This is a genomic window from Alkalinema pantanalense CENA528, from assembly GCF_050753345.1.
Taxonomy (GTDB): domain Bacteria; phylum Cyanobacteriota; class Cyanobacteriia; order Leptolyngbyales; family Leptolyngbyaceae; genus Alkalinema; species Alkalinema pantanalense.
Map to the genome: position 1 here is coordinate 120772 of NZ_JBLZFX010000004.1, position 22787 is coordinate 143558.

The following is a 22787-nucleotide window of genomic DNA, read 5'->3' on the forward strand; positions in this document are numbered from 1 at the left end:
GATGTGATGGTTAGTCGGGGGCTTGTGTGTAGGAGTCACGGTGGTTCCTCCCCTAGCGTTCTCGTTCAGGGTTTAACCCTTGGAGATAGGAAATAAATAGCGCAGCATAGCCACGCCGCCAACCATCACTAGCGAAATAATGATGAGCATGAGTGCGATCGGTGACATATTTCTGATCAAAGCGTCTGGGGACAAAAATGTGACAAATCTGTGTGATTTCTTCTACCGTAACAACTAGACTTGACGGTGCTATGACTGGCATATCACAGCTGCGTGACTGGGGGATGTCATACGTCCGTCCCAGGGATTTCTATGTTCGCAGATTACCGAGATCCCCTTCTGCCAGAGTTTTTTCTTCGATGCGGTATTTTGTGAAGCTCAACCGCATCTGTGTTGTTGGCAAGTCACATCCATCCACTCATCTACCCATCTACTGCTCCCCTGGGAATGTTCTATGTCCGTTGTTCCCTTAGGTATTTCCTTTTTTGGCGATCGGTAGAGAAAATGCAAAGGTGCTGCCTTTCCCTAACTCGCTTTGTACGGTAATTGTGCCCTTTTGTAATTCCACTAAGCGACGTGAGATTGCCAGCCCAATGCCCGTACCGCCGGAATTACGATTCCTCGATCGATCCGATCGCCAAAACCGTTCAAAGACGTGGGGTAAATCTTCTTGGGCAATGCCTTTGCCGGTATCTTCCACGGCGATCCAGAGCATTCCCGACTGCGGCCAAGCCCTAACCATCACATAGCCGATCGAGGTGTAGCGTAGGGCATTGCCAATCAGATTGACCAGGACTTGTTCCACCCGCTCTGGATCGGCATAGACATTGGGTAAATCCTTGGAGCAGTCCAACTTCAGTTCCGTTTCTCCGCCAATTAACTGGTCGGAAAAACGCTGCACGAGGGCATTTAACAAGGGCCAAATCTCAAAGGAACGGGGATCGATCGGCAAATATCCGGCTTCCGCCTTAGATAGCTCTTGCAAATCGTTAACCAACCGCTTCAGCCGTCCGGTTTCCCGCGCCAGTCGATCGTAAATTTCCGGTGTGGGATCGATCGTGCCGTCGGCCATGCCTTCCAGATAGCCTTCCACGATCGTGAGTGGGGTGCGTAACTCATGGGTCAGGTCACTCACCAGATCCCGGCGGCGTTGTTCCACATCTTCCAACGCCAAGGCCATCCGGTTAAAACTGTCGGCAAAGCGGTTCAGTTCTGGAATATCGCTGGCAGGCATGCGTTCCTCTAGGTTCCCGGCGGCAAATTTTTGGGTAATCCGCTGCATCTGGATCAACGGCTGCACAATCCGTTTGGAGACCAGGTAGCTCAGAAATCCCGCCGCACTGCCGCCCAAAATCATCGACCAAAACGCACCCCGGCTCCAGGCGGATTCAAAGCCATCCACCAACCGCCTTTTGACGGCATAAAGTGTAAAGCCCTGAAACTCCATGGTTTGCAGGTGTTCAACAAATAACTGCGGCGAATAGTACTTCCCGATCGCCAACAGTGTTCCAATGCCCACCACCATGACCACAATGTGGGACAAAAATAGTCTGGCCCGGAGCCCAAGTGCTGGCATTGATTTCTCCACTCACCGCTTCCTCAAATTTAGAGAGGATTATGTCACTCTCTCTGTAACTAGTTTCTCAATTCAGAAGTGCCTAACCCGGACTAACTGGCATCTTCAAATTTATACCCTACCCCAATGACCGTTTTAACAAAGGTGGGGCTCGAGGGATCGGGCTCAATCTTTTTGCGTAGACGGGCAATGTGGGTATCGACGACCCGTTCATCACCGAAGAAATCGCTACCCCACAACTTATCAATCAGTTGGCTGCGGTTCCAGACCCGACCGGGATAGCTGAGAAACGTCGCGAGCAGATCAAATTCCAGCGTGGTCAGATCTAAAGATTCCGGCTGCTGCTCCGGTAAATGGCGTGTGGCCGATCGTTGATCCATGTCGATCGTAAAGCTGGCGGTTTGGTAGGTTTGGCTTTGGCCCCCTTGGCGTAGCGATCGCCGCAACAACGCCCGCACCCGTGCCACTAATTCCTTAGGACTGAAGGGCTTCACCATATAGTCATCGGCTCCGGTGGAAAGACCAATGATGCGATCGATCTCTTCACCCTTAGCGGTCAGCATCAAAATGTAGGGATCCTTGGCTCCTGGTTTTTGCCGAATTCGGGCGCAGACTTCCAATCCGTCTAATTCTGGAATCATCAAATCCAAAATAATCAAATCGGGCTGCATTTCCTGAAATACTTGGAGCGCCGATCGGCCATCCCGGCAGGAACGACAAGTAAAGCCTTCCTTTTCTAGGTAAAGCTGAATCAGTTGGGCAATTTCGGCTTCATCTTCAACGATCAGGATTTGCATGACTTGAAATCATCCTTCACTCTTCACTGTCAGTGTAGCTTCCCAGCCCATTTCTAGGATTTTTGACTCGGAGACAAACTTGGGGATAAACAAAGTGAAAAATAGGGGTTGCTAAATTCTCAATCTTCCGGTTATATTAATAGAGACGACGCGGGGTAGAGCAGTCTGGTAGCTCGTCGGGCTCATAACCCGAAGGTCCATGGTTCAAATCCATGCCCCGCCACTTAATAAGACTCTAATGAGTGCTTTAAAATTCGTAAAGGCTCCAGCGGGTAACTGTTGGAGCCTTTAACGTTTATTTCATCAAATTGATTTCACTAAGTTGATTTCACCAACATTGTGAAGCTTGCCTTAGTTTGTAACTTGCTTGAGTGGAGAACCCACCTGCGATTATTCTCTTCAAGAGTTGAGTAAACTGATGTATCGTTTACCGTCTGCGGAATTCCAGAGCATCGTCATGTAGTTTGGCTGGCACGATCGGGGTAGGTTCAATGGTGTAGTTTGACTTGCCTGAGTTAACCTTCAATGAAATTGCTGAAAAATTTGATCCGATCGTCGCTTTTTCGCCCATCCTAAAATATGTGATTTTTCACGGTTGGTTAACACCATGACAGCGAAGCAACTTCTTCAGGAACTGCCGTCCGACCTTTTACGTGAACGTCTTCCTCGCCATGTGGCGGTGATTATGGATGGCAATGGACGGTGGGCGAAGCGTCGGGGGCTCCCACGCATCATGGGCCATCGCCGAGGGGTGGATGCTTTGAAAAACCTACTGCGGTGTGCGCGGGATTGGGGGATCGAAGCGCTGACGGCCTATGCCTTTTCCACGGAAAACTGGGGCAGACCGATCGAAGAAGTAGAATTTCTCATGATGCTTTTTGAGCGGATTTTGCGGCGGGAACTCCAGGAGATGATGGAGGAAAACGTGCGGATTCGATTTGTGGGTAATCTTTCCCGGTTGCCGGAGTCGTTGCAAGCGGCAATCGATCGCGCTATGACGCTGACCCGTGACAACACTGGCATTCAGTTTACTGTCGCCACGAATTACGGTGGACGCCAGGAAGTTGTCCAGGTTTGCAAATCGATCGCGGCGCAAATTCAGCAGGGAACTCTCCAGTTGGAGGATATTGACGAATCGACGATCGAACGTCATCTCTATACCTCCGGAATTTGCGACCCTGACTTACTCATCCGCACCAGTGGGGAAATGCGGATCAGTAATTTCCTGCTGTGGCAGTTGGCCTATGCTGAGATCTACGTGACAGATGCCATGTGGCCCGACTTCGATCGGCAACAATTCCATGCCGCCTTGCTAGATTACCAAAGCCGAGAACGACGCTTTGGCAAAGTCGGCACCCGACTGTAGCGTTCACCGACCCTCCTACCCCCTTTCCCGCCCACCCCTCGCCCTCTCAAAACGTCTCAATGAATGTTCCAGCGGCGTCTCCAACTAGACGTGGATTCTAGTTGTGACGCCGTTTGTTCTTGCTGGTGCCTTTCGAGAATGACAGCAGCCGAATCGGATAACAGGGGATCGCGGTAGGGAATGGCTGCCCGTGTTTTGAGGTGCTCCTGCTCCATGGGTGAGAGGGGCTGTAAGGGAGTTGGTGGCCAAGCGGAGATCGTCCCCTGAGACCATTCATGGGGCAAATGGGTGTCGCCGAGGGGAATGCTACCAATCTGTAAGCCCGCTGCTAGTAAGGCCGATCGTACGGAGGCCGATCGAGAATATGTGGAAAGGATGCCATCCGGTGCTAAACACTGGGCGACTTGGGCAAAAAACTCGATCGTCCAGAGTTGCGGACAGCGACGAGGCGAAAAGGGATCAAAAAAGATGGCGTCGGCTTGGAATCCCTGGGCAATGAGGGATTGAATCGTTTGTCGTGCATCTCCAATCAGTAGGTGAGCTTGGAGGGTGGGCTGTAAGCATTCGTGGTGTTCCGCTAATGTTTGCAGCACCTGCTGAACGGGCGCAGTCCAACTGGCGATGAGATCGGGAGCGATCGCGCCTAGGGGCACGGTGGGATCAATTTCTAAACCATAAATTTCAACCTGGCAGTCTGCATTGACTTGCCAAACAGTTTCCAATGCCGCCGCTGTGTTGTATCCCAAGCCGTAGCAAATGTCTAATAGCTTGAGCCGAGGCCGTTGCGCTTTTTCCCGTAATTGGGTTACCTCCGAAAACTTCTGAAAGGCTTCAGCTTTTGCCCCTTGGCGACTGTGAAACGATTCGCCGAACTCCTCAGAAAAAAAGGTGTAGGAACCATCGTCGGTGCTTTGCGGAACCCAGATCATAGACAACCCATTTGAGATCTCTCAAGAAAAACTGAAAGTCGTTTGAGCGTTAGTCTACCTTTGAGCATTCGTCTTATCAACTAGAAAAAGTGCTACGTGATCAGGTGGGATATCCGTGACGGCTATTCGCGCAAACTATGTTCGCAGCCTTCATTCGATAAAAAAGGAGTCATTTGTGTGACTCCTAAAGTTATAGGGATGAAAATTGCGAAAACATTGAATGGTATTAAAAACGGTCATCGGAATCGGTGAGCAGTTGAGATGGCTGCGCTAGCCCTGACGGTATCTAGCGACTGCTCCCAAACACTTGTGCCCAATAATGACCATATTGATCATTGGACTTCGCATAGCCAAATCCAATTTCCTTAAAGTTACGATTGAGAATATTGGCCCGGTGTCCAGGACTCTTCATCCATTGTTGAATCGTACTGGATGCCGCGGCATTGCCCGCAGCGATGTTCTCACCCACATAGGAGTATTTGTAGCCTACGGCGTTGACGCGATCGGCCACGGACGAACCATTGGAACCTTTGTGGCTGAAGAACTGCTTTTGTACCATGTCTTGAACATGGGACTGTGCTGCTTGGTTGAGAAGTGACGATAATTTCAGGGGAGCCAGCCCTGCTTTTTTACGCTCTGCATTGGTCAATCGCAACAGTTCCGTTTGGAAATCCGCTGACGTGGCCGCTGCAACCACCGTCGGCTTAGCCGGAACGGAGATTTGCGCTTTACTGGGTAAGTGATAGAGACTAATTGCTAACAGACAGGCAAGAGCTGTCGAGGGCAGAACAAAAGGAGAACTTGTCATATCAGCTTTTAACCGAGTGAACATATCCTACCAACGCCACCCCAGATAGTTTGTGATGCAACTTTGGTTAGAACTGTGATTGCGATCGCATCCAAGCTCGAACTAAGCGAATTTCATCAAACCCGTAGGTTTCGCCCACGACTTCGCGAATGGCCGTTAGTGACTCACTCCGAAGTTGCTGGATAGCTTGGGCAATCACGGCGCGGCGATCGTCTGCAATGAGGCGATCGATCTGCACGGCATGCCCCCGCTCCAACAACACCACAAGATGCTCCCAAACCGTCCCCATACGGAGGTTTCGGGCTTCTGCAATGGCCGCAGGTGTATATCCCTCTTGGTGGAGAGAAAGCGTTTGTAGATGGGTAGGGCTGACGTTGGGATGTTGGGAAGGGTTCCGCTGAATAATTTTCTGATTGACGCGACTGGTGGTCTGAGTTGCTGATTGAAAATTTGTCCCGAAAGAAATTAATTTAGACGGGGGACGAGATGGTGTTGCAATGGGGCGGTCGGGGGGTGGCGTAGTGGTTAATCCTTGTTCTGTCCGAAAATTGCTAATCTCTTGAAGAAAAATATCGCCATATTTGTCTAATTTACGACTGCCTACCCCAGATAATTTCAGAAATTGTTGTCGGTTAAAGGGTTGTTGTTCTGCCATTTCCCGCAGTGTGGCATTAGAGAAAACGGCATAGGGAGGGTTTCCCTCATCATCAGCGATCTGTTTGCGTAATTTTCGCAGTCGATCGTACAACTCTTCAACTTGGTCGTTACCCATATCGCTGCGTTGAATGGTGACTTCCGATCGCTGCGGTTCCACGGCGACCATAACCTGACGCTGTCCTCGCAAGACTTCCCAACTCAGATCGTTCAATTGCAGGACGGCGTAGCCATCGGTGGCTTCGTCGACTAAGCCTTGATGTACGATCGATCGGGCTAGAAGTTTCCATTGTTCCGTACTTTTATCTTTGCCGATGCCATAGGTAGAGAGTTGATCATGTTTATTCTGCAAGATGCGTTTTTCCTTTGACCCGCGCAGCACGTCGATCGCGTAATTGATACCGTAATGCTGACCCCGTTGGGCAAACCGTGCTACGCAGGATAGAAACTTTTGAGCGTCGATCGTCCAATCTTCGATCGGCTTAGGAAAGCGGCAGTTATCACAGTTGCCGCAATGGCCAGGAAAACTTTCGCCAAAGTAGCCGAGTTGCACTGTGCGACGACATTCCAACGCTTCAGCGTAGTTGATCACGCGGCGGAGTTGTTGTTGAGCAATGCGTTGTTCTTCTGCTAAGGGTTCGCCAGTCGTGGGATCGCATTTTTGGCTGATGATAAAGTCGATCGTTTTGACATCACCCATACTGTAGTAGAGCGTAGAGACAGCAGGTTCCCCATCCCGTCCCGCCCGCCCAGATTCCTGGTAATAGCCTTCGATATTTTTCGGTAAGCTGTAGTGAATGACAAATCGAACGTCCGGTTTGTTGATTCCCATTCCAAAGGCAATCGTTGCTACAATGACTTGAACATCATCTCGAATGAAACTCAATTGATTTTTTGTTCTAGTTTCAGCATTGAGTCCCGCGTGGTAGGGCAGTGCTTTAATCCCATCTTTGCAGAGCTTGGTAGCAACTTCTTCGACGTTCTTTCGGCTAAGACAATAGACAATGCCTGATCCATCAGCTTGGCGGATCTGTTCCAACATTTCTGCGTAGGTGTTGCGGTCTTTGGGGCGGACTTCGTAGTAAAGATTGGGCCGATTGAAGCTGCTGACTTGGACAAAGGGGTTGCGCAGGCCCAGTTGGGTGATGATGTCGGCGCGAACTCGTTCTGTGGCGGTGGCGGTTAGGGCCCAGATGGGAACTTGAGAATAGTGCGATCGCAGGTAGGCCAGTTGACGATATTCTGGGCGGAAGTCGTGGCCCCATTCGGAGACGCAGTGGGCTTCGTCGATCGCGAAGGCGGCAATGCCGATCGTGGATTGAATCTGGGGTAGGAAGGAGAAGAGAAATTCGTCGCTAAGGAGGCGTTCTGGGGCGACGTAGAGGAGTTTGATTTTGCCGTTGAGGATGTCTTGGGTGCGCGATCGGGCTTCCTCTGCACTGAGGCTGCTGTTGAGAAAGGTTGCCAGAATGCCGTTATTTTGCAGCAATTGCACTTGGTCTTGCATGAGGGCGATCAACGGCGAAACGACGATCGTTAGGCCGGGACTGAGGAGAGCGGGTAGTTGAAAACAAAGGGATTTACCGCCACCCGTCGGAATGAGGACGAGAACGTCTTGGCCGTTAATCGCTGCTTCAATAATTTCCCGTTGCCCTGGACGAAAACTATCGTACCCAAAGTAGTGTTTGAGGTACTGTTCCAAAAGTTCGGTGGTGGCGGAGGAGGAAGGAGGAACTGCCATAGACCTGAAGGTTGCACTGAGGCTAGGGTAGCGTATTGGATGAGCTCGATCGCAGGAATCTTGTTAATTCAAGTTACTTCGATCTATGTGAATTCGATCGATCAACCCTCCTAAATCGCCTGCAACATCTTCCCTAGGGTTTCTCCCATTGAGGCCATCCCATAGTGCTGAACACAGCGTTGTCTAGCTCGATACCCCTTTTCCTGGGCTTCATCCCAATGGGCAAAAATGTGTTGAATGGTCTCAGCAATCTGCTGGGGCTGCCCTGGTTCTACTAAATAGCCTGTATCCTGCAAGATTGCGGGAATATCGCCGACCCGTGTTGAGAGAATCGGTTTCCCCATGGCCATCCCATCGCTGAGCTTGAGGGGAAACTGGGCTTGGGCTGTCAAGGTATCCCGTTGCGGAACGACCACCACATGGGCTGCTGATACTAACTCCGGCATTTTTTCCACGGGCGATCGTGGCAATTGTACGATCCATTTACCCCAGCGTTGCTTTAAGCGATCGTCGTAGTCATCGTAGGGACTTCCGCCAATAATCACCACCCGCAAATCATCTTGATTGAGAATTTCCAGCGCTGCTAGCACATCCTCAACTCCTTTGTGGGGACGGGGCGCACCAGGAAACATCAGGACGCGATACTGATCTAACCCATAGCGCGATCGCACTTGATCCGGGTCGTAGGGGGCTGGATCGAATAAATCCGTATCCTTGCCATTGGGAACATACAGACCTCCAAACCGCTGTTGCAAAAAGCTGGTGTCTACGGTTAGCGCGTTGGCCTTGGCTACCCATCGTTCTAGCCATTTCACATAGAGCGGATGGTCGGGTTCGCGTAATTGTCCGTGGGGTTTGAACAGATCCCGGTAGAGTTGCTTGGGCGAGGGTTTGTACTGCCAATCATCTCCGCCACACCAACTCAATTCCCAGTCATCCATATCCAACCAGAGCGGTTGACCCGTCTGCCAGCGCCGCATCAGCCCAACGCCAAAACTGCTGGGCTTAGGTTTTACGGCATATAAAATATCGCCATCTAAGTGCGTCAGGAGCGATCGTACAGCTTTCCACCAGTGGGGATGGGACTGGCCGGGAATCGCAATCACCGGGATGCCGTTGGGGGGCACTGCGTACAAGTCTGGCCCAAACTGCAACCCGACTACCTCAACTGCACAGTCTAGTTGCAACAGCACTTGGCCGAGTAAAAAAGCACGAACAGCGCCACCCCCGGACAAATCACTAACAATCAGAGAAACCTTGGGCATGGCGAACATTCAGCGATCGTCCAGTGCGATCGTGCTAATTGGTCATGCTCAGTCTGCCCAATTTAAGACTATCTAGCACACGAATAATTTGTTGCCGTTCTTCAGGACTGACCTTTTGTCCTGACAATAATGTTGCGGTCATCAAAAGATACACTTGACGACTCATACGGCCCGATCGATAAACTTCTTCAATGAGCATTTGCAGCGACCCATTAATTCGTTTTGGAATCCGTACCATGGCGTTCAACACTGTAATTCGTGTAGGCAATCGAGGAGACAAAAAATCGGTAGAAGCAAAAACTGAGAATTTTGCAGGATTGAGTCACCTTATTAAAGTGACGGTCAATCTATCCCTTGTCGCAGAAGAGTCTATATCTTGTGAGGGACGCTATCTCAGGACGTATTGAATTAGGAACACTTACTATGTGAGTATGACCCGCCTACCGGCAAAATCATCCGCATTATTACTGAAATTCTTTTCGCACAAACTACTGTCTTGAGGTGTATCCGCAGAAACACTGAAATACTCCTTCAAGAAGATGAATAATGGGTTAAAAGAATGAATTTTTCTAAATAAATTCTCGCGACTAAACGTCAGTCTCCTTGCTGCGATCGTCCTCTCATTTTTTCTCGCCCAAAAATCTGGATTTTCCCTTAACTTGCGTTGGCTCATGCAGATACACCGTCTTCCCACTAGTTCAACGAATTACATTTTTTTACTGTATAGCCTTGCGGCAAAAGCGGCTGTAGTGGTTGACCCCACAGAGGCAGATCCCGTCTTAGAGATCCTCACAAAATTGGATGCGGATTTGCTTGCGATTTTGAATACCCATCACCATTGGGATCATGTAGGCGGCAATCAAACCCTATTGCAGACCTATCCCCAGGCAGAGGTCTATGCCAGTGTGCAAGATCGGGGACGAATTCCTGGACAAACCCAATTTTTGCAGGCGGGCGATCGCATTACTGTCTTCGATCGCGGTGCAGAGGTCTTCTTCATTCCTGGTCACACGCGGGGCCACATTGCCTATTATTTCCCGCCAGCTTTGGGGGAAACCTGGGGCGAGCTCTTTTGCGGGGACACGATTTTTTCGGCGGGTTGTGGGCGCTTATTTGAAGGCACCCCTGCCCAAATGGTGCAATCTTTAACCCAGCTAAAACAGTTGCCGGACAAGACCCGCATCTGGTGTGCCCATGAATATACACTCAGTAATCTAAAATTTGCATTGACCGTTGAGCCCGATAATGTCGATCTGTACAATCGTTACCAGGAAGTAAAAGCCCTGCGCGATCGCCATCAGCCTACTATTCCCACTGAAATGGGCTTGGAAAAACGAACCAATCCGTTTCTCCGCTGGGAAAATCCTGTGATTCAGCAAGCGATGGGACAAGCTGACCCGATCGCGACCTTTGCTGAGCTACGCCACCGTAAAGATCGCTTCTAAAAGACGAAAAGACGCTTCTAAAATGCTGGATGCCCTCAGACTGGCCTTAGAAGGGACGAAACGCGGCCATCCGCCCCGCATTGCTTCCGATCGATTTGATAACTTGCTTGCCATTTTGTTGCAGAATCACGATCGGTTCCCCTTGGTTCTGCATCCGAATTTCCTTCAGAAGGACTTGCCCACCGGAAAGGTAATCTCCCGGTTGGACATAGCGAGCCGTGACTTCATTGGGTGCTTTTGCGATCGCCATCGTGCGATTGCCCACCTGCACGACTCCCGTAATTTCGACACTTTCCGCCAACTCGGTTAGGGAAGGGGGAGCCAAAGGCGCAGACATGGGTGCAGACATTGGCGCAGAGATTGGATTAATCGCTAACGGTGGCAGTGCCGATGACGGTAGTGGTGGCATTGCACGGGGGGTTGGGAGAGGCCGCAGAGCAATCTGCGGTAGGCGCTGGTTGGATTTTCTGGCGAGATTTCCTGCTTTAGCCGCTCCCGTTTTGGCGTTGGTGCTGGGCTTTGGCCCGGTCGATCGTAGGCTACCTGCGGGAAGCGTAATGACCGTTTGGCTGGGTAACAGCGTTGAAAAAGGATCGCGCTTATTGGCCACTGCTGTTTGGGCCACTCGGGTTTCGGCCTTAGTACTTTTCATCAAACCCGGTACTGGCACGGTGGCTAGGATAGGGGCCTCGGGCAGCTTGGCTGGACTGGGTTGGCCAGTCTTCCCTTGCACGATCGGTGAGGGAAAGTTTTGGGGCGCACCGGCTGCAGCGGTTTCCTGGGCCATATTTTGTGAGGTTTGCGACTGAGGTTGTCCATTACAGCCCACAAGGAGAATGAGTCCACTGATTCCAGCGAGTCGCGTCACGATTTTACTCATGGTGCACCAATTCCCAGTACATCTGCTCATACAGCTACCAAGATACAGGGATCTCTTAAAAGTGCACGATTTTTTAATCAAGCTGGTCTGTCAGCAGGTGGGTGGGTAATTGAGTAGGTGGGTAGGTGAGTGGATGGGTGAAGCGACTCTCTATTCGGTGTGATTTTGCAACCATTGGGCGTAGAGATCGGGTCGTCGATCGCGGGTACGATCGATTTGCTGCTGCCGTCGCCATTTTTCAATTTCTTTGTGGTTTCCCGATCTCAACACTGCTGGAACTTCCATGCCCCGAAATTCTGACGGACGGGTGTAGTGGGGATAGTCCAGTAAGCCCTCCCCTTCAAAACTTTCAAACTTGAGGGAATCCACTTTGCCGATCGTACCGGGTAACAGGCGAATTGTGCCATTTAACAGGGCCAGCGCCGGAATTTCCCCACAGGTCAAGACAAAATCACCCAGGGACACTTCCCGCGTCACAATGCTCATGACCCGTTCATCTACCCCTTCGTAATGGCCACAGAGCACAATCACCTGATCATAGGTGACAAGCTCCTTAAAGAGTCCTTGGGTCATGGGTTGGCCCTGGGGCGTGACGTAGATCAGATCTTGCTTAGGCAAGCTGGGCAAGGACTCGATCGCGGCAAAAACGGGTTCTGGCTTAATCACCATGCCGACGCCCCCACCGTAGGGTTCATCATCTACCTTGTGATGTTTGTCCGTGGTGAAGTCCCGTGGATTAGTCAGATGAACCTCTGCAATGCCCTTCTCCAGCGCTTTACCCAACAACCCCGACTGGAGGGGCGACGCAAAGAAATCTGGAAATAGTGTGAGGATATCAAAGCGCATGGGAGAGATCGATCGCGAACCGAATCATCCTCCCATGAAATGTAGAACGGGAGGCAGTACCTGGGGAGGACAATTCTTCTCTTGCGGAATTAATCCTCATCATCCGGGTTGGAGGGTTGATTGGAGTTGGCTTGAGTCATCCCTTCTTTAAATCCCCGTAGGGTTTTGCCAAATGTGCTACCCAATTCTGGAATTTTCTTGGGGCCAAAAATCACCACCGACACCAGTAGAATGATGATGACTTCTGTCCAGCCCAAATTAAACATAAGTTCCCTCCGCTTCTTTTCTGTCTATGCGGCGATCGAGAAATCCGGTGGCCGCTCTGCTTCATGTTCTATCCCTCTTCACTATAGAACGGAAACCGATCGGGAATTTCGGAACTCAAGGTTGGCTGACCAAGGCTGGATCTCAATTTGCAAGGTGGGCGGGCTGCCCTTGACTCGAATGCAGTGGGATTAAAGCATGCCTCGCACCTGTCCTGTGTTTAACACCAGCAAAGCTTCTTCTGCGGTCTGTAACCGCTTATCGAGGCTCATTTCCGTCATCCATTGCAACCAATCGGTAAAGGCTGGACTGAGATCGATGACCTGTTCCAATTGCAATTGTCCTTGTTTGCGAGGAAGGGTACTGGGAAGTTGCCCCGTGACTAAATGCACGATCGTGGATCCTAAGCTATATAAATCTGATGCCATAACTGCCCGTCCACTAAACTGCTCCGGCGGCATATAGCCATCAGTGCCGACGATCGAAAAGACCGATCGCTCGGAAGTGCGCATCATTTTGACCGAGCCAAAATCTACCAGGTGGGGACGGCGATCGGCCAGGACAATGTTTCCCGGTTTCAAGTCACGGTGAATCAGAGGGGGTGTTTGGCGATGGAGATAGGCCAGAATTTTGAGTAATACCGTTGCTAATTCCTTCGCTTCTGGTTCTGTAAACGTTCGTCCCAGTTGGAGCAAGTCCTGAAGGGATTTGCCTGGTACGTATTCCTGCACTAAGACCATCGCCTTTCCCATCGGCAATTCATGCTCAAAATAGCCCAGGTACTTGGGAATGCAGGGATGGTCTAGGGCTCGGAGCGCCCGCATCTCCCGCTCAAAATGTTTAAGATCACTGGGGACGAGCTGCTCATCTACAAACAGCAGTTTGAGCACCACCCTTTGTTGGCTGATTAAATCTCGACCTAAGAGAGTCCAATGCCCTGCTTGCTTGTTGAGTTGTTGTTCCACTTGATAGTGATTGCCGAGAATTTGCCCAGCCATAGGATTTTTTCAAGGTAGATTGCAAGGTAAATCTTTACAGTTGTTCATACCGTCAAAATGTTGCCCCTGCGAGCGGTATTCTAAGAAGAGCTTTGCCGTGGCAACCTATGGGAGCGTTCTATCCCTTGTCCACGCTGCCCTACGATAGCGATTCCTTGACTATTCCACTGTGCATTTCTCAAATGACATGACTGTAAACCTCCCTGACTCTTCCATCCGACTGCAGCAGCATCCGACCATTCGTCAATTGGCTGATCAAATCGATTCCATTTGGCATAAGCACTTAGATCTGCAACCCTACGATCTGCCAGAGGATCTTGGTTATGTGGAAGGGCGCATGGAAGGGGAAAAGCTAATCATTGAGAATAAATGCTACCAGACACCCCAATTTCGCAAATTGCATTTGGAACTGGCAAAGGTGGGAAACAATCTTGACATTCTGCATTGTGTTATGTTTCCCCATTCTAGCTATGCAATTCCCATGTTTGGTGCCGACCTGGTAGCAGGCCGAGGCCAAATCAGCATGGCGATCGCCGATCTTTCACCCACCAGCGACGATCGGCGGCTACCCGATAACTACTGTGAATGTCTCAACGAACTACCAGAACTGACCTTTGCCCAACAGCGTAAATTTCCTACCTGGGGTGATATTTTTTCACCCTTCTGTTTGTTCATCCAGCCCCAGAGTGCTGAGGAAGAACAGCAGTTCCTCGATCGGGTGAGCCACTATCTGACGATCCACTGCCAACAGGCCGTTGCCACTCAACCCACCCCCGAACGGGAAGCAGAGCTCTTGACAGGTCAGCGCTACTATTGCAGCCAGCAACAACAGAACGACAAAACCCGTCGCGTCCTCGAAAAAGCCTTTGGCACCGCTTGGGCCGATCGTTACATGACTACCGTTTTGTTTGACATGGTGTAGCAGCCAGCCGGTTAGTCTAGCTTGGTGTAACCGCAAGTAAGGGAACAGCGCATAAATAAAATCCCAATTGGGTAGGGGTAGGAGAGTAAAAGGGGAGGAGGGTAGGGAAATGAAGAGGGGATATTATTTCTTTGCAAATCCCTAACTGTAATCTAGTTTTGGACTAGAGAGGTTAGGAATGCTTGCAGGGACTGTTTACTAACCGGATTTTTTGATCCCGTTACAAATTTAAATATCCATTCAAATTCTGTAGGGATTGCTAGAAAATGTTTTCAAGATGCCAAAATCTCCCCTAGGGAGGTTGTTTACCTTCAAAAGGTAGTCTTTTGAACGTTATTTTGATCAGGAACTTCCCCCGATCGAAAAATTCTCTGTCTGCAAAATTTATTAAAAAGTAGCCTGGAATACAGAATTTCACCCTATGAATTGATGCAATTCAATAGAAGGGTACGAATCTGATCTATGTCAATGAGATTCCAGGTCAAAACGCTTCAATTCTGAGTGCAGCTTCTTGAGTGCAGAGCCGGTATGGATTTTCCCTCACGCTCAATCCATGCAGATTCAGTCATCTGCACTGTATCTACGCCATCAGTAGTTGTAAGGTCTAAAATTTGTGTTGAATCAATTTTTACGAATTGGATTAGTTGCCTTAGGGCTCTTCGCATTCCCCCTTTGTGGGGTTGCCTGGGCGGATCCCACCCCTGTTGAGGCCGCTCAAACGACTGCAAATACAGCACTCTCAAACGCTGACACAGCTTGGTTGTTGATTTCTACAGCCTTGGTTCTGTTGATGACGCCAGGATTGGCATTTTTCTACGGTGGATTTGTTCGCTCCAAGCACGTGCTTAACACGATGATGATGAGCTTCATCATGATGGGCATTGTGGGGGTCACCTGGGTGCTGTGGGGCTATAGCCTGTCCTTTGCTCCGGGTAATCCCTTTATTGGCGGTCTACAGTGGCTCTTCCTGAATGGAGTGGGTCTAGAGACAACGGATTACCTCAAAGGCTCTGCACCGGAAGAAGTCGTTTCCTACGCAGCTACGGTTCCCCACCAGCTTTATATGCTGTACCAGATGACCTTTGCGATCATCACCCCTGCACTCATTTCAGGCGCGATCGTTGAACGGATCAGCTTTAAAGCGTATTTCTGGTTCATGATTCTTTGGGCTGGCATCCTGTATCCCATTTTTGCCCACATGGTTTGGGCGAAGGGTGGATTTCTCGGTCTGTATGGGGGGTTGGGTGCCCTCGACTTTGCGGGTGGAACCGTAGTCCACATCAGCTCTGGGGTCTCAGCGCTTGTAGCAGCTTGGGTGATTGGTCCTCGTAAAACCTATCCCAACCAACCCGCTGCGCCCCATAATGTGCCTTTCATTCTTTTGGGTGCAGGGTTACTGTTCTTCGGCTGGTTTGGGTTCAACGGAGGCAGTGCACTGGCTTCTGGCGGTTTGGCGGCAGCGGCTGTTACCACCACAACCATTTCAGCTACCGCAGCGGGTTTGATGTGGGTCATTTTGGAATGGGTGTTGCGGGGCAAACCAACGGCGGTGGGAATTGCAACAGGGATTGTGGCTGGATTGGTGGGGATTACCCCTGCTGCTGGTTTTGTTTCCCCCCTGTCTGCTTTACTCATCGGTGCCATCACTACCACCTGCTGCTTCTTTGCCGTCAGCTTGAAGGCGAAACTTCAATTTGATGATTCCTTGGATACCTTCCCAGTGCATGGCGTGGGTGGAACGGTAGGAGCGATCTTGACGGCTGTCTTTGCAGACCTTGCTGTCAATTCCGCTGGGAAAGATGGCGTCCTGAAAGGGAACTTTGGTGAACTGGGCGTTGAATTGGTGGCGATCGCTGTTACCTATGCAATTGCAGGGATCGGCACCTTTATTATCCTAAAGATTCTGGATGCCACGATCGGATTGCGCACCAGCGAAGAAACCGAATACCGAGGTCTCGATATCAACGAGCATGGTGAAGAAGCTTACGGTGAAGAACTTGCTGCGGGTCTGAGCTTCACTGCCAAGTAGGTGCTGCTGGAAGGGCAATTTCTCAATCACGGTACTCTCTTTTCATTGCAAACCCCCCTAACCAACTGGCTGGGGGGTTTTTTGATGCCCAGTGATTGAAAGGGTAGGTTTTAGCGTTTGGTTTCGTTTTCACGGCGACGACGATCGCGCCAATCAGCAGCAGTGATATAAATGACGCCGCCCGTGATTCCCGCTAGCAACAGTGCAGCAGCCACTTCTAAGGTGGTAAACAGTGTCGTACTCATGGGACTGTCAAATGTTTCGCGATAGGTCAAATCAAAACAGATCAATCCAAACGAATCAATCAAAACAGATACAAATAGCGAGAGACGCACCATTGGCACGTCTCCTACAAGGGATTCGATCGTTCGATCGAAGGGATAAACCGGTGTCACACTGGTAATTAGAACCCGTTACGACCCCAGACCACAAGAGCGATCGAGAAGGTGAAAACGGTCAATAAACCAGCCCAACCGAGGGAAATAATATCCATAGCGCGATTACTAGCCACAATAGGAGACAATACCAGTACCTATGATACAGGCTACAGGGAACAGGGGATAGAGGATGGTGCAAGAATCCAAGCAGATGCAGGCATTGCAGACGCCAGAATTCCAGCCAACACAATCAGAGAGCCCGCAGTTGCAGGAACGTCTATGCCAGGAACGTCTGTGGCAGGAACGCCTAGAATCCATCAAGGCGGCGGTGATTAGTGCGATCGGAACCGTTGTAATTTACGCCACGGCCACTTGGCTGAATCAATCCTACGGGTCATCTCTCCTGGGATCCCTGACAGGTCTCACAGCCCTATTCCCGTCCATCAATCCGTTATTGAGATCTCCTGAAGCGTGGTTAGTGGGCTTGGCGATCGCGGCCTTTTCTGGATTTCTCTTTGGTATTACCTATCGCCATTTGGTTAGCGTGAGCCAGGATTCCCATCTGCGATCGGGGGCGATTGGAGCTTTTGGGCTGGTGCGGGGCTTGGCGCAGGTGGATTTAAACCATACCCTGCGGGGAGAATGGCTGGCTGGGGCCGTTTTGGCGATCGAAAGTTTTGGCATGTTTGCGATCGCGGCACTATTGCTCGACTGGGCCTTGCGCAAACAATGGGTTAAACCCTTTGCGGGGGGGACAGAAACGGGTTGGTCAGAATGAAGGCTATTGGCTGATCTAGGGCGACTAAAATTCTCTATCTACTTTCTGAGCAACTTTCTGAGCAACGATCGCGAGCCAGTTCTGCGCTTCGGGCGGAGCGTTGGGGGGCCGGTAATAGTGCTCTACAATCTGCAAACCTGCGGCTTCTAGACAGGGAGTCAGGCTGTCATACTCCCAGCCGACGACATAGCGGGCACCCGTTGGTCGATGGGAAAAGCCCTCTCCATCCCCCCGCACCATTGACATCACGATCGCGCCCTGGGGGACTAGCGATCGCTCCAGATCCCGCAGTACCCGCACCATTTCCGATCGGGGGACATGGATCAGGGACGCATTGGCAAAAATGCCATCAAAATAATTAGCGGGTAACTGTAAGTCCAAAAACGTCTGCTGCCAGACTTCACAGTTGGCGACCTGCCGCGCCATTGCTACAAACGCCGGGGTCGCATCTAGCCCCACCACTTCATGGCCGTCGATTTGAAATGCCACCAGATCGCGACCGGGGCCACAGCCGAGATCGAGGATGCGACCGGGATTGCGGGGCATGGCCGCTACCAGTGCTTGGCGATTTTGGCTGACATCATGATCCCAGGTTCCGGTTTTGAATGACTCGGCTGTCGTTTGATATTCCGCGATCGTAATTGCTTCGTGTTTTTCCATGGTGGCGAGATCGTCCCTTCTATCCCACACAGTAATCCTGAGGTCAACTTACCACGCAGGTACGGACAAACGAATCTGTTGGAGGGGCAATCGCCGTAGCCCGGTTTCCAGGAGATCTCCTATCCTAGGAGAAGCAGCACTGATGCTTGGACGATCTCGGACTACCCCTACCATCGTGACCCCCTGCTTCCATCGGTTAAGGAGCCAGCTATGAATCAATTTCCACCCCCCAACGGCCAAGGCAGAAATGGTCAATTTAATGGGATGTTTACCACTTCCCAGTTGGGCTTGGGCAATGGGCTACGGCAGTTGATTTGGCTGCTGCTGTTCGCTTGGTTGCTGGGTTCTCTAGGTTTGGGCTGGCTGGTTAAGTTCTCCCTGGTAGTGATTGGGTTGCTGATTTTTCTGCCGATCGTCGGCATTTTTGGTCTGCAATGGTGGATTAAGCGCAACCTGGTACAGGATAGTTGTCCCGTTTGTGATTACGAAATTTCCGGGTTAAAAGGATCCCAATTCCAATGTCCCAACTGTGGGGAACCACTGCAAGTGGTGCAGGGGAAGGTAATGCGCCTCACGCCGGAAGGCACGATCGACGTGCAGGCGGTGGACGTAGTAGATGTATCTGCTAAAGCAGTGGATGAATAAGTGGATTAATCATAAGTGGATCAATCAATAGCGAAGATGTGTCCATCGTCTTTCGCGGCCTTGGTTTATTCGCGGCCTTGGTTTCTTTGCGGCCATTGCTTGCAATCTACGCATAAATTGCAAGCAATGGGTATAAGCGGCTCAATAGATAGTCAGATTATAGATAGTTCAACCATGGATGATTTTTCGGCTGATTTTTATCATCAATAAGTCTGAAATTGACTGGGATGTAACAGTTTTTGGGGTCGTTTAGGGAATCTTGTAGGAAATCCAAATGTGAAAGGATGAATGACTTGCTATTCAAGTTATTCCTGTCGTTTTAGCTTGACGATCGTGCAACTCTGGTCTCAGCCCTTGCCTTACGGGTGGTAATCGTAGTGGACTAAAACTCACGATATACCTCAAACCCACAGCGCATTCTAGAGCTGGATTGCACTCTAAAACATCTACCTATATGGCCTCCTTAAAGAAAATAGCGCCAGGGTTGCAACATGGGTACAGCAGAGTTGCCCACTAAAACATCAGAAACATCAGAAATCTCAAGAAAACCCGATTCGCTAGTAGCGTCCTTTAAACTTATGCATTCTGCTTCTGCCCATTTCAGCGAAACTACTCTCGATTTCAATCCGGTACCCTCTCAATCAGAATTTACAGGACTCAATCCCCAAGCTGCAATGACAGCGCTCAGTCAGTGGGCTCTCTCTAGCTCAGCCCTGGAGACTTTTTTTGATCGAGTGACTCAGTTAGTGGCTGCGACTTTGAAGGTTCCCTACAGTGCAGTTTGGCGGGTTCTTTCAGACCAACAATCCCTCCGGCGGATCGCATGCACCCTCGATACATCTGAAATCGATCGGACAGCAGACTCTGTGGAAATCCATCTGCCCGTACAATCGCCCTTGGCCCAAGAAAGCGGATTTATGGTTCAAACTTCTCAGGGCAATCAGGGGCAAGATCTCCCCATTCCACCCCCCTTAGGCAGCCAGAGTGGAATTGTTTTAGGGATTCAAGGTCGGCATCAATTACTAGGCGCTCTTGAGGTTTATACCCATGAGTCTCGCCAATTTTCAGTAGATGAAGTCCATTTTCTTCAAGCAGTTGCCAGCATTCTAGGTTCTGCGATCGAACGGCATGCTTCGGAAGCATTAATTGCAACCCAAAGTGAAGTCCTGGCCTTAATTGCGGATGGATCTGAACTGCCTACTGTTTTTAATCGATTATGTGAACTCTTGGAACAGGAGTTGCCCAGTGCCTATTGTTCCATTCTGGTGCTAGATCCCCAAGAGAATCGTTTACGAGCTGGGGCCGCACCCACGTTACCGCCTGAGTTTGCCCAAGGTGTGGATGGGTTGATGGTTGGTTCCTGTGCAGGTTCCTGTGGAACTGCGGCCTATCGCGGAGAATCCGTCTTTGTGAATGACATTGCAACAGATCCGCTATGGGCTGACTTTCGTGATTTTGCCCTAGGTCATGGCATTCGCGCCTGTTGGTCATCGCCGTTCCTCTCGGCGGAAGGACAAGTTTTAGGAACTTTTGCCCTGTCCCATCGGGTCTCTTGCCAACCCACTTCCTACCACCAAGAAGTTCTGAAAACTGCTGCCAATCTTGCTAGCATTGCAGCTGAATCTTCCCGGCGAGCTATGGCCCTCAAAGCGGCTAATGCTGACTTAGAAAATCGTGTGGCGCTCCGTACTGCAGAATTGAGTTCAACGCTACAACAGCTTCAACAAACCCAGGCTCAACTGATTCAAGCAGAGAAAATGTCTGGGTTGGGACAAATGGTGGCCGGGGTGGCCCATGAAATTAATAATCCTGCCACCTTTGTTGCAGGCAATCTTCACCATGCCAAAGGCTATTTCGAAGATCTTCTCAATCTGCTCCAAGCCTATCAGTTGAGTGCACCACAACTTGGGGAAACCGTTACTGAACAACTGATGGAAACTGATCTGGAATTTTTGATGGAGGATTTGCCTAAAGTTTTTGCTGGGATGCAGTCAGGTTGCGATCGCATCATCAATATTGTTCAAGGTCTGCGGAACTTTTCTCGTTTAGACGAAGCTGAGCTCAAATCCGTCGATCTTCATGAAGGCATTGAGAACACATTGATGATCATCAACCATCGTTTGACGAATCCAGATGAGCCCTCTGCAATTCAGATCATTAAGGAATACGGAGATCTTCCATTGGTCACCTGCTATGCCAATCAACTGAATCAGGTGTTTATGAATCTATTGAACAACGCGATCGATGCCCTAAATACCCAAGGGCAAAATGCAGATTCTAGCTTCACTCCGTGGATTCGCATTACAACGGCAATGGTAGGCACGGATCGTGTGCAAATCAAAATTGCAGACAATGGAATTGGCATTCCAGCAGAAATTCAGACTCGAATTTTTGATCCCTTTTACACAACGAAACCCATTGGTCAGGGAACTGGGTTAGGGCTTGCGATTAGCTACCAAATTGTGACAGAGCAACATAAAGGTAGATTAGAAGCAGTAGCTTTGCCGGAACAGGGAACTGAGTTTATCGTAGACATTCCGGTGTGTCTGGATTAAGGCAGTTAAAGACCCGTAGGAGCAACAGAAAAGTTCTAGGAGCCAAGAAGGGGGGTGCGGGAAACTGCGCCCCCACAACTCCGTAAGATGGTGTTGAAAAAATCAATCAGCAAGTCTTGGTTCGGCTCAGTCCCAAAGAGGCGCTTGCAGCCAAAGTCGGTGGGTAGATTGGTGGAGCGATCGCGCAATATGGGGAAGCAATATGGGGAAGCATTGAGCTGGGTTTCCTTTGGGCATAGCGATTCCAGCCAATGAACTTTGATGAACGTTTACCGATTAACGTTCACCCACGAGCGTAAAGGCTGCCCAATGACTCGGAGCAGGATAGCGTTGTTTTGTGATGAGCATGGCTTGGCGTAGGGCTTGGGCTTTGTCGGGTTGTTGCTTCAGTTGGCGGTAAAATTCCTGCATTAACTCGCTAGCGGATTGGTCATTCACGGCCCACAGCGATACAACTACGCTAGGCGCACCTGCTGCAATGAACGATCGGGATAATCCCACAACACCGTCCCCGGTAATCTCGCCCTGTCCCGTATCGCAGGCGCTTAGGACGACTAAATCCGCATTGAGTTTCAAGTTAAAAATTTCTGCGGCACTCAAGAAGCCGTTATCCTGACCACTGGGTGCAAGGGCGATCGCGCCGGGAATGTCGCCTTGGACGGGATCGAGTAAACCGTGGGTCGCGAAATGCAGTAACCGAGCCGAGGGCATTTGTTGCAATACGGCTGCTTTGGTGGCTTGCGATCCGATCAGCGGTGGGGTGTTGAGTTGTTGGCCGATGGCGATCGCTTCTTGACGAGCGGCGGGTAAGGATGACAGTGGTTGACCGTTGTAGGTGGGCATTTTGGGGTCGCCGACGATGACGGCACCACTCGCTTTTGGACGCTTGGCGAGGGTTTGAGTCAGGGCGAGGGTTTGGATGGAGGGGGCGATCGAGATTGTATGTTTTTCAATCAGAGGACGGCCTTGGGCATCGGGTAAGGCGGCAAAGGGCACGAGGAAGAGTTCACCCTGGGGTAGGAAAATGACTCGTTGGTTGGGGTCGCTGGGCAAATCTTGGGCGATCGGGGCGATGAGGTATTTGTAGAGTTGCGCGAGGGGATCGCTTTCAGCGGAGGGGATAGGTTGCTGGGAAATTGTAATGCCTGCTCGTCCGCGCACATCTAGATCGCTGCGGCTCTTGTTGACTAGACGTGTTGGGAAATAATGGATAATGTGAAGCAGTAGCCCAGAGCCTTCTCATGCTGAATCT

Annotated in this window: 24 protein-coding genes and 1 tRNA gene; 8 read left to right on the top strand and 17 right to left on the bottom strand. The window is 50.5% G+C overall.

All coding sequences use genetic code 11. From position 1 onward, the window contains the following. Window positions 1–52: 52 nt before the first annotated feature. From ACN4EG_RS02595 to ACN4EG_RS02605, 3 genes are all read right to left on the bottom strand, one after another. Window positions 53–262 carry a hypothetical protein gene (locus tag ACN4EG_RS02595; RefSeq protein ID WP_431627599.1) on the bottom strand — a complete coding sequence of 70 codons (210 nt, stop codon included), beginning with the start codon at window positions 260–262 and terminating at the stop codon, window positions 53–55. A gap of 207 nt (window positions 263–469) precedes the next feature. Beyond that, entirely contained in the window at window positions 470–1576 is a 1107-nt protein-coding gene (locus ACN4EG_RS02600; RefSeq protein ID WP_431627600.1) for a sensor histidine kinase, read from the bottom strand. Window positions 1577–1668: 92 nt separating this feature from the next. Then, entirely contained in the window at window positions 1669–2373 is a 705-nt protein-coding gene (locus ACN4EG_RS02605; protein ID WP_431627601.1) for a response regulator, read from the bottom strand. 149 nt (window positions 2374–2522) lie between these two features. On the opposite strand from ACN4EG_RS02605, the gene ACN4EG_RS02610 reads away from it, so the two are divergent. Next, a tRNA-Met gene (locus tag ACN4EG_RS02610) sits at window positions 2523–2596 on the top strand. Window positions 2597–2980: 384 nt separating this feature from the next. Beyond that, on the top strand, window positions 2981–3739 hold the full coding sequence (locus tag ACN4EG_RS02615; RefSeq protein ID WP_431627602.1) for an isoprenyl transferase: 759 nt from the start codon (window positions 2981–2983) through the stop codon (window positions 3737–3739). 56 nt (window positions 3740–3795) lie between these two features. Here the strand turns inward: ACN4EG_RS02615 and ACN4EG_RS02620 are convergent, their stop codons facing one another. From ACN4EG_RS02620 to ACN4EG_RS02640, 5 genes are all read right to left on the bottom strand, one after another. After that, entirely contained in the window at window positions 3796–4668 is an 873-nt protein-coding gene (locus ACN4EG_RS02620; RefSeq protein WP_431627604.1) for a tRNA (5-methylaminomethyl-2-thiouridine)(34)-methyltransferase MnmD, read from the bottom strand. A 286-nt stretch (window positions 4669–4954) separates the two neighbouring features. Then, complete coding sequence (locus tag ACN4EG_RS02625) at window positions 4955–5476, bottom strand: CAP domain-containing protein (protein WP_431627605.1); 522 nt, start codon at window positions 5474–5476, stop codon at window positions 4955–4957. A gap of 67 nt (window positions 5477–5543) precedes the next feature. Beyond that, on the bottom strand, window positions 5544–7871 hold the full coding sequence (recQ, locus tag ACN4EG_RS02630; protein ID WP_431627606.1) for a DNA helicase RecQ: 2328 nt from the start codon (window positions 7869–7871) through the stop codon (window positions 5544–5546). A gap of 110 nt (window positions 7872–7981) precedes the next feature. Next, the gene (locus ACN4EG_RS02635; protein ID WP_431627607.1) at window positions 7982–9136 is read right to left on the bottom strand and encodes a glycosyltransferase family 4 protein; all 1155 of its coding nucleotides are present in this window, start codon (window positions 9134–9136) and stop codon (window positions 7982–7984) included. Between the two features lie 34 nt (window positions 9137–9170). Further along, a complete protein-coding gene (locus tag ACN4EG_RS02640; protein ID WP_431627608.1) occupies window positions 9171–9374 on the bottom strand; it encodes a hypothetical protein in 204 nt (67 codons plus the stop codon). A gap of 433 nt (window positions 9375–9807) precedes the next feature. On the opposite strand from ACN4EG_RS02640, the gene gloB reads away from it, so the two are divergent. Further along, window positions 9808–10581, top strand: coding sequence for a hydroxyacylglutathione hydrolase (gene gloB, locus ACN4EG_RS02645; protein WP_431627609.1), 774 nt, complete (start codon window positions 9808–9810; stop codon window positions 10579–10581). A gap of 46 nt (window positions 10582–10627) precedes the next feature. Here gloB and ACN4EG_RS02650 read toward each other — a convergent pair whose 3' ends face one another. The 4 genes from ACN4EG_RS02650 to ACN4EG_RS02665 form a co-directional block, all read right to left on the bottom strand. Next, window positions 10628–11461: a hypothetical protein gene (locus ACN4EG_RS02650; RefSeq protein WP_431627610.1), complete on the bottom strand. Its 834-nt coding sequence runs from the start codon at window positions 11459–11461 to the stop codon at window positions 10628–10630. A 150-nt stretch (window positions 11462–11611) separates the two neighbouring features. Next, on the bottom strand, window positions 11612–12307 hold the full coding sequence (trmD, locus tag ACN4EG_RS02655) for a tRNA (guanosine(37)-N1)-methyltransferase TrmD (protein WP_431627611.1): 696 nt from the start codon (window positions 12305–12307) through the stop codon (window positions 11612–11614). Window positions 12308–12396: 89 nt separating this feature from the next. Further along, window positions 12397–12573, bottom strand: coding sequence for a Sec-independent protein translocase subunit TatA/TatB (locus ACN4EG_RS02660; RefSeq protein ID WP_431627612.1), 177 nt, complete (start codon window positions 12571–12573; stop codon window positions 12397–12399). A gap of 189 nt (window positions 12574–12762) precedes the next feature. Beyond that, entirely contained in the window at window positions 12763–13569 is an 807-nt protein-coding gene (locus tag ACN4EG_RS02665) for a serine/threonine protein kinase (RefSeq protein ID WP_431627613.1), read from the bottom strand. A 187-nt stretch (window positions 13570–13756) separates the two neighbouring features. Between ACN4EG_RS02665 and ACN4EG_RS02670 the strand changes: the two genes are divergently transcribed. Continuing rightward, entirely contained in the window at window positions 13757–14491 is a 735-nt protein-coding gene (locus tag ACN4EG_RS02670; RefSeq protein WP_431627614.1) for a phycocyanobilin:ferredoxin oxidoreductase, read from the top strand. A gap of 613 nt (window positions 14492–15104) precedes the next feature. Beyond that, entirely contained in the window at window positions 15105–16520 is a 1416-nt protein-coding gene (locus ACN4EG_RS02675; protein WP_431627615.1) for an ammonium transporter, read from the top strand. Between the two features lie 110 nt (window positions 16521–16630). Here ACN4EG_RS02675 and ACN4EG_RS02680 read toward each other — a convergent pair whose 3' ends face one another. Together ACN4EG_RS02680 and petN are read right to left on the bottom strand one after the other, a co-directional pair. Next, window positions 16631–16915, bottom strand: coding sequence for a hypothetical protein (locus ACN4EG_RS02680; RefSeq protein ID WP_431627616.1), 285 nt, complete (start codon window positions 16913–16915; stop codon window positions 16631–16633). An 8-nt stretch (window positions 16916–16923) separates the two neighbouring features. Continuing rightward, window positions 16924–17013 carry a cytochrome b6-f complex subunit PetN gene (petN, locus tag ACN4EG_RS02685; protein WP_431627625.1) on the bottom strand — a complete coding sequence of 30 codons (90 nt, stop codon included), beginning with the start codon at window positions 17011–17013 and terminating at the stop codon, window positions 16924–16926. A 74-nt stretch (window positions 17014–17087) separates the two neighbouring features. On the opposite strand from petN, the gene ACN4EG_RS02690 reads away from it, so the two are divergent. Next, window positions 17088–17675, top strand: a complete 588-nt coding sequence (locus tag ACN4EG_RS02690; protein ID WP_431627618.1) for a hypothetical protein — start codon at window positions 17088–17090, stop codon at window positions 17673–17675. A gap of 24 nt (window positions 17676–17699) precedes the next feature. On the opposite strand, the gene ACN4EG_RS02695 is transcribed toward ACN4EG_RS02690, so the two are convergent. Continuing rightward, window positions 17700–18335, bottom strand: a complete 636-nt coding sequence (locus tag ACN4EG_RS02695; protein ID WP_431627619.1) for a class I SAM-dependent methyltransferase — start codon at window positions 18333–18335, stop codon at window positions 17700–17702. Between the two features lie 210 nt (window positions 18336–18545). On the opposite strand from ACN4EG_RS02695, the gene ACN4EG_RS02700 reads away from it, so the two are divergent. Continuing rightward, a complete protein-coding gene (locus ACN4EG_RS02700; protein ID WP_431627621.1) occupies window positions 18546–18980 on the top strand; it encodes a hypothetical protein in 435 nt (144 codons plus the stop codon). 578 nt (window positions 18981–19558) lie between these two features. Then, window positions 19559–21535 (top strand): GAF domain-containing protein, encoded by a 1977-nt coding sequence (locus ACN4EG_RS02705; protein ID WP_431627622.1) that lies wholly within the window; start codon window positions 19559–19561, stop codon window positions 21533–21535. 35 nt (window positions 21536–21570) lie between these two features. Here the strand turns inward: ACN4EG_RS02705 and ACN4EG_RS02710 are convergent, their stop codons facing one another. After that, window positions 21571–21723: a PD-(D/E)XK nuclease family transposase gene (locus tag ACN4EG_RS02710; protein WP_431627623.1), complete on the bottom strand. Its 153-nt coding sequence runs from the start codon at window positions 21721–21723 to the stop codon at window positions 21571–21573. Window positions 21724–21811: 88 nt separating this feature from the next. Further along, window positions 21812–22696, bottom strand: coding sequence for a CHAT domain-containing protein (locus ACN4EG_RS02715; RefSeq protein WP_431627624.1), 885 nt, complete (start codon window positions 22694–22696; stop codon window positions 21812–21814). Between the last annotated feature and the right edge of the window lie 91 nt (window positions 22697–22787).